This is a genomic window from Stenotrophomonas sp. YJH_SMC_80 (assembly GCF_059372495.1).
Genome location: NZ_JCAFVP010000002.1, coordinates 413,677 through 425,491, shown reverse-complemented (window position 1 = coordinate 425,491; position 11,815 = coordinate 413,677). Strand labels below are relative to the sequence as shown.

Below are 11,815 nucleotides of genomic sequence, written 5' to 3'. Positions count from 1 at the left end.
GCGCTTGAATTCAAGCTGACCACACCGCAAATTGACCGGTATCGACCCCTTCCGAGCCGGATTTTCCCATGTTTACCCGCATTGCCCTGTTCCTGGCGACCAACTTCGCGGTCCTGATTCTCGCCAGCATCGTGATGTCGTTGCTCGGGGTCAATCCAAGCCAGATGAGCGGCCTGCTGGTCATGGCCGCGATCTTCGGCTTCGGTGGCTCCTTCATCTCGCTGCTGCTCTCCAAGTGGATGGCCAAGCGCTCCACCGGTGCGGTGGTGATCACCGAGCCGCGCAACCAGACCGAGCGCTGGCTGCTGGCCACCGTCGAGCGCCAGGCCAAGGCGGCCGGTATCGGCATGCCCGAAGTAGCGGTGTACGAAGGCCCGGAGATCAACGCCTTCGCCACTGGCGCCAACCGCAACAACGCACTGGTCGCGGTGTCCACCGGCCTGCTGCACAACATGAGCGAAGACGAGGCCGAAGCGGTGCTGGGCCACGAGATCGCCCACGTCGCCAACGGTGACATGATCACCATGGCGCTGCTGCAGGGCGTGCTGAACACCTTCGTGATCGTGCTGGCCCGCGTGGTCGGCGGCATCATCGACAGCGCGCTGTCGGGCAACCGCGAAGGCGGCGGCCGTGGCTTCGCCTATTACATCATCGTGTTCGTGCTGGAGATGGTGTTCGGCCTGTTCGCCACCATGATCTCGATGTGGTTCTCGCGCCACCGCGAGTTCCGCGCCGACGCCGGCGGTGCCTCGCTGGCCGGCCGCCAGAAGATGATCGCCGCGCTGGAGCGCCTGCAGCTCAACCACGGCCAGAGCACGCTGCCGACCCAGATTGCCGCTTTCGGTATTGCCGGTTCGACGGCGAAGAAGCTGTTCATGAGCCATCCGCCGCTGGAAGAGCGCATCGCCGCGCTGCGGGCGTCGACGGTGGCGTGAGCTTTCACTTGTAAAGCAGTGCAGGAACGCCTGGCCTCGCGCCGGGCGTTTTTGTTTTGCGCGCGCACGCATTGGTGGCGCCAGGCGATGCCTAGGATCATTTCCGCGACCGCGGGGGGGTGTCACTTTCTTTGCGCGCAAAGAAAGTAACCAAAGAAACGCTCCGCCGGCCGCGAGCCGTCGCTACGCGCCGGTACCCTGCGCTTCTCGGTGAATCAGGGGACGGCGCCGAACTCGCTGCGCTCAAACACCGGCGCCTCTCCGCCCCTGATTCCCCTGCGATGCTCGGCTCGCTCAAGGCGGACTGGAAGTCAAGTTCAACGGCAAAAGCATCCACGCGTGGCGTGGATCTACTGGATGCAGCTGTGGCATTTGACCTTGGGACCCGCCTTGAGCGCAGGGTACCGATGCGCAGCATCGGCTCGCGCCCTGGCGGCGTGTTTCTTTGGTTACTTTCTTTGCACGAGCAAAGAAAGTGACAAGCACGATCACTGCGGATACGAAAACGGCACCTTCGCAGGTGCCGTCTCCATGAACCGCTTTACGCGAAACCTCAGAACTTCGCGTCGAACTCCGCCGCGTAGCCAGTGTTCACCAGCACCTTCTGCAGCGACTCGGCCACCTTCAGGTTGCCGGCAACGATCTGGTGGGTCTCCGGGCCACGGTTGTCCATCCGGCCCAGGGTCGCGCCCTTGAAGTCGCAGACCTTGCCACCCGCCTCGCGGACCAGCAGCAGGCCGGCAGCGATGTCCCACGCCTTCACGCCGGCTTCGAAATAGGCGTCGGCGCGGCCGCAGGCCACGTAGGCCAGGTCCAGCGCGGCCGAACCGGTGCGGCGGATGTCCTCAGCCTGGACCAGCAGGGTGTCGACCGACTTCAGCTGCGCGCTGGCGCGGCTGCGTTCGCGCGGGGCGAAGCCGGTGTGGATCATCGTGCCTTCCAGATCCTTGCGGTCGGCCACGCGGATGCGGCGGTCGTTCAGCACGGCGCCGGCGCCACGGCTGGCGGTGAACAGTTCATTGCGCAGCGGATCGAAGATGACGGCATCGGTCGGCTCGCCGTTCTCGACCAGGGCGATCGACACGCAGTAGTGCGGCACGCCGCGCAGGTAGTTGCTGGTGCCATCCAGCGGGTCGATGACCCACATCTGGCGGCGCTCGCCCTGCACGCCACCTTCTTCACCGAAGATGCCGTAATCCGGGTAGGCGCGCTTGAGTTCCTTGACGATGACCTTTTCCGCGTCCGCATCCACTTCGCTGGCGTAGTCCATCCGGCCCTTCTGCACCACGTTCAGTGCCTCGAGCTTGTTGATGTTGCGCAACAGGACGTTGCCGGCGAGGCGGGCGGCCTTGACCATGACGGTGACGGCGGGTTTCTGCATGGCGTGGGCTCCCGGAAAGGCAGAAGAGATGGACTGGCGGGGGAAAAGAGCGGGTCCGGCGCAGTGGCCGGCCGCACAGTTTACCATTGGTCATCGTCCAGCTCGACCTTTTCCCTGTTCATGTCCCAGTTTCCCGCCGCCACCCGCCTCCGATTCGTCCTGGTCGGTACCCAGCACCCCGGCAACATGGGGGCTGCCGCCCGCGCCCTGAAGACCATGGGCCTGGCCCGCCTGGTGCTGGTCGCCCCCGAAAAGCCGCTGGACGAGGAGGCCTTCCGCCGCTCGGCCGGTGCCGAAGACGTGCTGGGGGACGCTCCGGTGGTGGCCACCCTGGCCGAGGCCGTGGCTGACTGCCGCCTGGTACTGGGTTGCACGGCCCGTGCCCGCCGCGTCCAGCTGGAGGAATACCTGCCGGCCGACGCTGCCGCCCGTGCGGTGGCCAAGGCGAGCGAAGGTGCCGAGGTCGCACTGGTATTCGGCCGCGAGCGCACCGGCCTGACCAATGAGGAGCTGCAGCTCTGCCACGCCGCAGTGCACATCCCGTCAGACCCGGAGTTCAGCTCGCTCAACCTGGCCGCCGCCGTGCAGGTGCTGGCGTACGAAACGCGCATGCAGCTGCTGGGCGCGCAGCCGGCCGCCGACGCCGAGCCGGGCTTCCGCGAACAGGCCGCCAGCCATGAGCAGATGGAGAGCTTCTTCGCCCAGCTCGGCGACACCCTGGGCGAGATCGATTTCCACAAGGGCCGCGCGCCGGAATCGGCGATGCGCAAGCTGCGCCGCCTGTTCCTGCGCAGCGAGCCGAGCGAGCAGGAAGTGCGCCTGTTGCGCGGCATCCTCGCCGACACCCAGCGCATGGCGCGTCTGGCCCAGGCCGGCAGCAAGGACAGCTGACGACGTTCTCATTTTTTCGGGTAGTCTGTCTGGATACCCAGGGGGGGATGACGTCTGTGTCGGGTCTGCGAAAGGCAATGCAGGGGGGACTGCTGAGCCTGGCCATGGTCCTGCTGGCCGGAGCCGTGCATGCAGCACCGGATCCGGTGCTGGTGCTGGGCCGGATCAGCGATGACCCCCGGGCTCACTACGAGCAGCTGCAACCCCTGCTGGACTACGTGGTGGCGCGCATGCATGACGTCGGCATCCAGGAGGGGCGGGTACTGATGGCCCGCGACCCGCAGCAGATGGCCAGCTATCTGCGGCGGGGACGGGTCGACTGGGTCACGGAAACCTCCGGTACGGCGGTGGCACTGGGCCAGCGCAGTGGTGCGCGGCCGCTGCTGTTGACCGAGCGCAACGGGGTGCGCGAATACCAGACGGTGTTCTTCGTGCGCAGCGACAGTCCCATCCAGCGGGTGCAGGATCTGCGCGGCCATCGCCTGGCCCTGCAGAACACGGCATCCACCAGCGCCTACCTGGTACCAGTGATGACCCTGCTGGACCATGGCCTGTCGCCGCAGATCCTGGCCGGGGTCTGGGACGTGCCAGGGCGTGACAGCGTGGGGTATGTGTTCGCGCGCAGCGAGTTGAACATCGCGACGTACGTGCACAAGGGGATGGCGGATGTGGGGGCGGTGAGCAGCGTGGACTGGAACGACGAGCGGCGGGTGCCGGCTGCATTCCGGCGCGATTTCCGCGAACTGCTGCGCACCGAACCCTATCCGCGTGCGGTGGAGATGGTCCGCGCCGACCTCGATGCCCGGGTGCGCGACCGCCTGCAGGAAGTCCTGCTGCAGGCAGCCAGCGACCCGCAGGCACAGGGCGCGTTGCATCGGTTTTTTGGCACTTCCGGTTTCCACCGTGTCGATGCGCATGCGCAGCAGCGGTTGGATGAATTGAAACAAGGATTGACGCGCGTGCGGATGGAAGTGGAATGAAGTGGCTCGGCTCGGGGATGCAGGCCCGGTTCCTGCTGGCGATGGGCGGAGCGATGGTCGTGGTGGTCGCCATCCTGGCGGTGCTGCTGGGGCGCCAGACGGCGATGCAGAGCGAGGTGCGCACCCGCGGCGAGGCGATGGCACGCGAGTTGTCCGATGCGCTGGCCAACCCGCTGTATCACCGCGACCTGGACCAGGTCGGCGTGCTGGTGCGCAGCACGGCGCGACAGCCGGTGGTGCGCTATGTACTGGTGTTCGACGAGCGCGGCCGGCTGGTGCACGACGGCTCGGTCGAGGTCCCGGGATTCGGCCAGCCGATGGCCGATCCCCTGGCACCCAAGGCTGCGGCGGCGCAGACCTTGCTGGTGCAGGAATCGCCGAAGGTGCTGGACAACACGATGCCGATCATGGTTGGCAACCAGCGCATCGGCGGCGTCCGCGTCGGCATGGCGCTGGACGAAGTGCAGCAACGCGAACAGGCGGCCAACGCCACCCTTGGCGAGCGCCTGCAACTGGTCGGCAGCCGCCACCTGGGTTGGTTGCTGCTGATGCTGGGGTTGCTGGTGGTGATCGGCGTGGTGGTGATCCTGTACGTGCAGCGCACCCTGGTCGCGCCGATCCGTGATCTTGCCGTCGCTGCCCGTCGCATCGAGGCCGGTGACTACCAGACGCCCCTGGCCGAGAACACCCGTGACGACGAAGTGGGTGAGCTGGTGCGCGGCTTCGCCCGCATGCGTGATGCGATCGCCCGCCATGACCGCGAAGTGCGGCGCATGGCCTATACCGACGCGCTGACCGGGCTGACCAACCGGCTGGCATTCCGCGAGGCGCTTGATCATCGGTTGATGGCTGCCCGTGCCGCCAATCACCGGTTGGGGCTGCTGTTCGCCGATATCGACGACTTCAAGCGGGTCAATGACACCCTTGGCCATGAAGCCGGCGATGAGGCATTGCTGCAGTTCGCCCAGCGTATCGGCCGCGCGGTCACCGAGGCCGGGGGCGATGAGGCCCTGCTGGCGCGCTTCGGCGGCGACGAGTTCGTGATCCTGGTGGGCGACGGTGATGTGGCCGCCAACGCGCGGGTGCTGGCCGAAGTGCTGGTGCGCGAGCTGGGCAAGCCGCTGGTGGTGCAGGGTAGGGAACTGTTCCTGGGTACCTCGATCGGCGTGACCCTGTTCCCCGACGATGCGGCCGATGCGACCACCCTGTTGAAGAACGGCGACATCGCCATGTACCAGGCGAAGATGGCCGGCAAGAACTGCTATCGCTATTACAGCCGGGCGATGGACCATGCGGTCGAGCGTCGCGTGCATATGGAACAGGAGCTGCGCGGTGCCTGGGAGCGCGGCGAACTGCGCCTGGCCTACCAGCCGATCTTCCGCATGCGCGACCGCCGCATGGTCGGCGTCGAAGTTCTACTGCGCTGGCAGCATCCGACACTGGGCACGATCCCGCCCTCGGTGTTCATCGAAGTGGCCGAGCAGAGTGGGCTGATCGAGATCATCGGCCCGAAGGTGCTGCGCGCGGCCTGCATGGAAGCCTCGCAGTGGCCGCGCGGGGCGGCCGGGGACGACCTGTTCGTGTCGGTGAACGTGTCGCCACGGCAGTTGCGCGGCGGTGAACTGCCGGCGCTGGTCGCGCAGTGCCTGCATGAGTCCGGGCTGCCGGCGTCGCGCCTGCACCTGGAGCTGACCGAAACCGCCGTGATCGGCGACGAGATGGTTGCCGCGCAGCTGCTGGACAAGCTGCACCGCACCGGTGTGAAGGTCTGGCTGGATGATTTCGGGACCGGCTTCTCCGGGCTCAGTCATCTGCGCCAGGTGCCCGTGGACGGCGTGAAGATCGACAAGAGCTTCGTGGCCGACATGCAGCGTGATCCCGACGACCTCGCGCTGACCACAGCGATCATCGCCATGGCCCACGCGCTGGGCATCACCGTGGTGGCCGAAGGCATCGAGCAGCAGGCGCAGTTCGAGCTGCTGGCGCAGCGCGGCTGCGACCTTGGCCAGGGCTACTGGCTGAGCCATCCGGTGACCGCCACCGAAGTGGTTCGGATGATCGAATCGGGCGTCTGACCCCAAAAAAGGGGACGGAGGGAATTAAGTCGCAAATGCATAAGCGACTTAATTCCCTCCGTCCCCTTTTTTGTTACACCGGGCGCTTGCTCGGGTCGCCGGGCAGTTCGCGCACCAGTTTCGGGATCAGATAACCGGACAGGCGTGCGGTCAGGCCGGCAATCAGCGCCTTGGCCTGGGCATCGTCCACTTCGAAGTGGGCCACGCCCTCGACCCGGTCCAGCTGATGCAGGTAGTAGGGCAGTACGCCGGCGGCGAAGCTGCGCTCGCTCAGGTCCTGCAGGGCCTGCACGCTGTCGTTGACCCCGCGCAGCAACACCGCCTGGTTCAGCAGCTGGGCGCCGATGCCGCGCAGGCGGGCCATCGCCGCGTCCACGCTGGCGTCGAATTCATTGGCGTGATTGGCGTGGACCACGATCGCCAGCGGCCACGGCAGGCTGCCCAGCCAGGAGACCAGTTCATCGTCCACGCGCTCCGGCAGCACGATCGGCAGCCGGGTATGGATGCGCAGGCGACGGATATGCGGGATCGCGCGCAGGGCGTCGGTCAGCTCGACCAGCTTGTGCGTGGCCAGCGACAGCGGGTCTCCGCCGGACAGGATCACTTCGTCGATGTCCGGGTCGGCCGCAATGGCGGCTACGGCCTCCTGCCAGCCGCCCTTGGCTGCATTTTCCGCGCCATAGTCGAAGTGGCGGCGGAAGCAGTAGCGGCAGTTGATCGCACAGCTGCCCGTCGCCACCAGCAGGGCGCGGCCACGGTACTTCTGGATGACGCCGGTGGCCTTCTTGGCCGCGCCATCGCCCACCGCATCGAAGCTGAACCCGGGCGCCGGTCGCATTTCCGCGTCGATCGGCAGCACCTGGCGCAGCAGCGGGTCGGCCGGATCGCCCTTGCGCATGCGGGCCACGAACCCCTCCGGCACGCGCAGCGCGAACTGGGCCATGGCCGCTTCGGAGACGCCCAGTGCCGCCGGGTCCAGCTGCAGCCGGGCCAGCAGCGCCTGCGGGTCGCGCAGTGCCTGGCGCCAGAGCTGCTGCCAGCGCGCGGGCGCGCCTGGCGACTGGGGCCGGGGGAAGGCGGAAAGCTGCATGGAGAGGGGCCTGCGGTTATCATGGGGGCAGAAAACAGTCGCCCACCGGCATCCGGTGGGCTTTCCATTCTAACGGCTCGCCGCACCCGCGGCGTTTTTGCCACTCAGGAGTTTACGCATGGCCAGCTACGGCATGAACGACGTCAAGAACGGGATGAAGATCCTGGTCAACAACCAACCGGCCGTCATCATCGACACCGAATACGTCAAGCCGGGCAAGGGCCAGGCCTTCACCCGCGTGAAGTACCGCCTGATCAAGGACGGCCGTACCCAGGAAGTGACCATGAAGTCGACCGACTCGCTGGATGCAGCCGACGTCGTCGATACCGACATGAACTTCATGTACAGCGACGGCGAGTACTGGCACTTCATGGACCCGGAATCCTTCGAGCAGGTCCAGGCCACCAAGGCCGGCATGGGCGGCGCCGAGAAGTGGCTGAAGGGCGAGGAGTCCTGCGTGGTCACTCTGTGGAACGGTGAGCCGATCTTCGTGCAGCCGCCGAACTTCGTCGAGCTGAAGATCACCGAAACCGATCCGGGCGTCCGTGGCGACACCTCGGGCGGCGGCGGCAAGCCGGCCACCCTGGAAACCGGCGCCGTGGTCCGCGTGCCGCTGTTCGTGAACCAGGACGAAGTGATCCGCGTCGACACCCGTTCGGGCGAATACTCCGCACGCGTCAAGTAATCCGGCGCAGCCGGATTACGGTAGTGCCGGCCGCTGGCCGGATACGCGCCATCGCGTTCGCGCTGGCGCTCCCATGATCTGCTTCGGCAGATCATGGGCTCCGCTTCACGGGTCTCCAGACCCCGCCGCTTCGCGGCAGCCCCTGACTCAGGGGCGTGTCCCCCAGAAGTATCTCGCCGCCCCCCAGCCAGTGAGCCCGCATGAGCGATAGCCCGCACCTCCCCGAAGCCTGCGACCTGCTCATCGAAGCCGGTTACGTCGTTCCGATCGAGCCGCATGCGGTGGTGCTGGAAGACCATGCCGTTGCCGTGCGTGGCAGCGAGATCGTGGCCATCCTGCCGCGTGCCGAGGCGCGCGCACGGTTCCGCGCCACCCAGGTGGTCAGCCGCCCCGAGGCGGCGCTGATGCCGGGCCTGGTCAATGCGCACACGCACAACCCGATGACCCTGCTGCGCGGCGTCGCCGACGACCTGCCGCTGATGACCTGGCTGCAGCAGCACATCTGGCCGGTGGAAGCGGCGGTGATCGGCCCCGAATTCGTCGCCGACGGCACCACCCTGGCCATCGCCGAGATGCTGCGCGGCGGCACCACCTGCGCCAACGAGAACTACTTCTTCGGCGATGTGCAGGCCGCCGTCTACAAGAAGCATGGTTTCCGCGCGCTGGTCGGCGCGGTCATCATCGATTTCCCCACCGCCTGGGCCAAGACCGACGACGAGTACTTCGCCAAGGCCGGTGAACTGCACGACCAGTGGCGCACCGATCCGCTGATCGGCACCGCGTTCGCGCCGCATGCGCCCTATACGGTCAACGATGCCAACTTCGAGCGGGTGCGGATGCTGTCCGACCAGCTCGACATGCAGGTGCACCTGCACACCCACGAGACCGCGCAGGAGATCAACGATTCGATCAAGCTGCACGGCCAGCGCCCGCTGGCGCGGCTGGATCGCCTCGGCCTGGTCAACGACCGCCTGATCGCGGTGCACATGACCCAGCTGACCGATGCGGAAATCCACCTGTGCGCCGAGCGTGGCGTCAGCGTGGTGCATTGCCCGGAATCGAACCTGAAGCTCGCCTCCGGTTTCTGCCCGGCCTGCGCCCTGCAGCGCGCCGGCGTGAACCTGGCGATCGGCACCGATGGCTGCGCCAGCAACAACGACCTGGACATGTTCAGCGAGAACCGCACCGCGGCGATCCTGGCCAAGGCCGTGGCCGATGACGCCACCGCGCTGGACGCGGCGACCACGCTGCGCGCGTCCACCCTGGGCGGTGCCCGCGCGCTGGGCTTCGGCGAGCGCATCGGTTCGATCGAAGTCGGCAAGCAGGCCGACCTGGTCTGCGTCGACCTGTCCGCACTGGAAACCCAGCCGCTGCACAACGTGCTGTCGCAGCTGGTGTACGCCACCGGCCGCCAGCAGGTCAGCGACGTCTGGATCGCCGGCAAGCCGAAGCTGGTGCAGCGCGAGCTGGTCGGCATGGACCTGCCGGGCATCATCGCCAACGCGCGCCAGTGGCGCGAGCGCATCCGTCATATCCGCGCCTGAACCCCGGCGCCGCAAGGACTCCCTCATGACTGCCCCCCACGCTTCCTCCAATTTCGATCAGGCCGAGCTGGACAAGTTCGCCGCGCTGGCCAACCGCTGGTGGGACGCTGACGGCCCGCAGAAGCCGCTGCATGCGCTGAACCCGGTGCGCCTGAAATACGTGGCCGACCGCGTTCCGCTGCGCGGCGCACGCGTACTCGACATCGGTTGCGGTGGCGGCCTGTTGAGCGAAGCGCTGGCCCAGGCCGGCGCCGACGTCACCGCCATCGACCTGGCCCCGGAGCTGGTCAAGGTCGCGCGCCTGCATGCGCTGGAAAGCGGCGCCAAGGTCGATTACCGGGTGCAGGCCGCCGAGGACCTGGCCGCCGAGCAGCCGGGCAGCTTCGATGTGGTGACCTGCATGGAAATGCTGGAGCACGTGCCAGACCCGGGCGCGATCATCGAGGCCTGCAAGCGCCTGCTGAAGCCGGGCGGCCACCTGTTCCTGTCGACCATCAACCGCACCGCTGCCGCCTTCGCAGTGGCGATTGTCGGTGCCGAGTACGTGGCGCGGCTGCTGCCCAAGGGCACGCACCACTACCAGGAATTCATCAGGCCGGCCGAGCTGGCGCGCTGGCTGCGCGAGGCCGACATGCAGCTGGTGGACGTCAGCGGCATGGCCTACGAGCCGTGGCGCAACCACGCCCGCCTGAGCAGCCGCACCGACATCAACTACCTGGCCTACGCGGTCAAGCCGGCATGACCTCCGCCCGCTTCCCGCGTGCGGTGCTGTTCGACCTGGATGGCACGTTGCTGGACAGCGCGCCGGACTTCGTCGCCACCTGCAACGCGATGCTGGCCGAACGTGGTCGTGCACCCATCGATTCGGCCGCACTGCGCCCGGTGGTGTCGAAGGGCTCGCGGGCGATGGTCTCGGCCGCGTTCCCGGACCTGGATGCCGCTGCGCGCGATGCACTGATCCCGGAATTCCTGCAGCGCTATGAAGCATTGATCGGCCAGCACGCAGTGCTGTTCGACGGCGTGGCCGGCATGCTCGCCGCGCTGGATGAGGCCGGTACGGTGTGGGGCATCGTCACCAACAAACCCGAGTACCTGGCGCGCCTGATCCTGCCGCAGCATGGCTGGCAGCAGCGCTGTGCGGTACTGGTCGGTGGTGACAGCCTGGCCGAACGCAAGCCGCACCCGCTGCCGCTGCTGCACGCTGCGCAGGCCATTGGCATTGCCGCCGAAGACTGCGTGTACGTGGGTGACGACGAGCGCGACATCATCGCCGCACGCGCTGCCGCCATGCCGTCGGTGGCGGCGCTGTGGGGCTACCGCCTGCACAGCGACGACCCGCTGGCCTGGCAGGCCGACGTGCTGGTCGAGAACGCCGAACTTCTGCAACTGGCCAGTCTCTGGCCGACCCGGCCGGCAGCCCCGGCCCAGCCGTAAGGAATCACGTAGTGAGCAGTACCGCGCTGGACAGTTTCCTCGACAAGTGGCGCAGCCGTTGGCCGGAATGGTCGGTGGCCGCCCCGTTCGTGGCCGAATCGCAACGCGAACTTGCCGAGGCGTGGTTCGCGCTGCTGCAGGAGTTCGACGACATGCTCAATACCGGCGGCGATCCGCTGCCGGCCGATGCCAAGCTGGCATGGTGGGGCGAGGAACTGCGCAGCTGGGCCGGGCATCGTTCGCGCCATCCACTGGGCCGTCTGCTGGAGCCGGTGCGTGCGCCGTGGGCGCAGTTGGCCGAGGCGTTGCCGGATCTGGTTGAAGCACGCACCGTCGCGCTGGACGCCGCCAGTGCCGAGCGTGCGCTGGCCAACTACGCTGAAGCCGTGGCCGCGGTCGAGGCGGCCTTGTTCGCGGACAAGCCGCGCACCGGTGCCGGCCGTGCGGTGCAGCTGCAGACCCTGGCCCAGCGCCTACAGGATGCCGGCGTGGCCGGTGTACCGCGCAGCCTGCTGGACGGTGATGCCAGCACGGCTGCACAGCGCTGGGCGCAGCATCTGTTGAAGGGTTGGGGCAGCCGCGTGCCCGGTCCGCGCCCGCGCCGTGTGTGGTCCAGCCTGGCGCGCGCCCGCGTTGCCGCGCAGGCCGCAGGCAAGCCGATTGAAGCGACCCCGGTGCGCACCTTGTTGCGCGTGTGGTGGGCCGCGCGCGGTTGATCGATCGGCGCTATTGACGGCTTCTGGTGGGTGCGGACCTTGGTCCGCACGCTCTGTGAGGTTGTGCCGACCAAGGTTGGCACC

11 protein-coding genes are annotated in these 11,815 nt (G+C 67.5%); 9 read left to right on the top strand and 2 right to left on the bottom strand.

The genetic code is table 11. The features are described from left to right. Positions 1-68: 68 nt before the first annotated feature. Positions 69-935 carry a protease HtpX gene (htpX, locus tag AC5P99_RS04975; RefSeq protein WP_005410387.1) on the top strand — a complete coding sequence of 289 codons (867 nt, stop codon included), beginning with the start codon at positions 69-71 and terminating at the stop codon, positions 933-935. A 553-nt stretch (positions 936-1,488) separates the two neighbouring features. Here htpX and AC5P99_RS04970 read toward each other — a convergent pair. Beyond that, positions 1,489-2,316, bottom strand: a complete 828-nt coding sequence (locus AC5P99_RS04970) for an inositol monophosphatase family protein (protein WP_005410386.1) — start codon at positions 2,314-2,316, stop codon at positions 1,489-1,491. A 120-nt stretch (positions 2,317-2,436) separates the two neighbouring features. Here AC5P99_RS04970 and AC5P99_RS04965 point away from each other — a divergent pair, with 120 nt between their 5' ends. Genes AC5P99_RS04965 through AC5P99_RS04955 form a run of 3 tightly spaced genes read left to right on the top strand, consistent with a single transcriptional unit; the run spans position 2,437 to position 6,262 of the window. Continuing rightward, positions 2,437-3,207: an RNA methyltransferase gene (locus AC5P99_RS04965; protein WP_099606072.1), complete on the top strand. Its 771-nt coding sequence runs from the start codon at positions 2,437-2,439 to the stop codon at positions 3,205-3,207. 47 nt (positions 3,208-3,254) lie between these two features. Continuing rightward, complete coding sequence (locus AC5P99_RS04960) at positions 3,255-4,187, top strand: phosphate/phosphite/phosphonate ABC transporter substrate-binding protein (protein ID WP_049451653.1); 933 nt, start codon at positions 3,255-3,257, stop codon at positions 4,185-4,187. After that, positions 4,184-6,262 carry a putative bifunctional diguanylate cyclase/phosphodiesterase gene (locus tag AC5P99_RS04955; RefSeq protein ID WP_495212924.1) on the top strand — a complete coding sequence of 693 codons (2,079 nt, stop codon included), beginning with the start codon at positions 4,184-4,186 and terminating at the stop codon, positions 6,260-6,262. Before AC5P99_RS04960 ends, AC5P99_RS04955 begins: the two co-directional genes overlap by 4 nt. Before the next feature lie 73 nt (positions 6,263-6,335). On the opposite strand, the gene epmB is transcribed toward AC5P99_RS04955, so the two are convergent. Further along, on the bottom strand, positions 6,336-7,352 hold the full coding sequence (gene epmB / locus AC5P99_RS04950; RefSeq protein ID WP_476470595.1) for an EF-P beta-lysylation protein EpmB: 1,017 nt from the start codon (positions 7,350-7,352) through the stop codon (positions 6,336-6,338). 118 nt (positions 7,353-7,470) lie between these two features. Between epmB and efp the strand changes: the two genes are divergently transcribed. The 5 genes from efp (at position 7,471) to AC5P99_RS04925 (ending at position 11,731) form a co-directional block, all read left to right on the top strand. Beyond that, positions 7,471-8,037 carry an elongation factor P gene (gene efp, locus AC5P99_RS04945; protein ID WP_005410381.1) on the top strand — a complete coding sequence of 189 codons (567 nt, stop codon included), beginning with the start codon at positions 7,471-7,473 and terminating at the stop codon, positions 8,035-8,037. A gap of 200 nt (positions 8,038-8,237) precedes the next feature. Continuing rightward, on the top strand, positions 8,238-9,581 hold the full coding sequence (locus tag AC5P99_RS04940; RefSeq protein WP_005410380.1) for a TRZ/ATZ family hydrolase: 1,344 nt from the start codon (positions 8,238-8,240) through the stop codon (positions 9,579-9,581). A 25-nt stretch (positions 9,582-9,606) separates the two neighbouring features. Continuing rightward, positions 9,607-10,323 (top strand): bifunctional 2-polyprenyl-6-hydroxyphenol methylase/3-demethylubiquinol 3-O-methyltransferase UbiG, encoded by a 717-nt coding sequence (ubiG, locus tag AC5P99_RS04935; protein ID WP_049451657.1) that lies wholly within the window; start codon positions 9,607-9,609, stop codon positions 10,321-10,323. Further along, positions 10,320-11,015: a phosphoglycolate phosphatase gene (locus tag AC5P99_RS04930; protein ID WP_049451659.1), complete on the top strand. Its 696-nt coding sequence runs from the start codon at positions 10,320-10,322 to the stop codon at positions 11,013-11,015. Before ubiG ends, AC5P99_RS04930 begins: the two co-directional genes overlap by 4 nt. An 11-nt stretch (positions 11,016-11,026) precedes the next feature. Then, positions 11,027-11,731, top strand: coding sequence for an isoprenoid biosynthesis enzyme family protein (locus AC5P99_RS04925; RefSeq protein ID WP_049451661.1), 705 nt, complete (start codon positions 11,027-11,029; stop codon positions 11,729-11,731). The last annotated feature ends 84 nt before the right edge of the window (positions 11,732-11,815 follow it).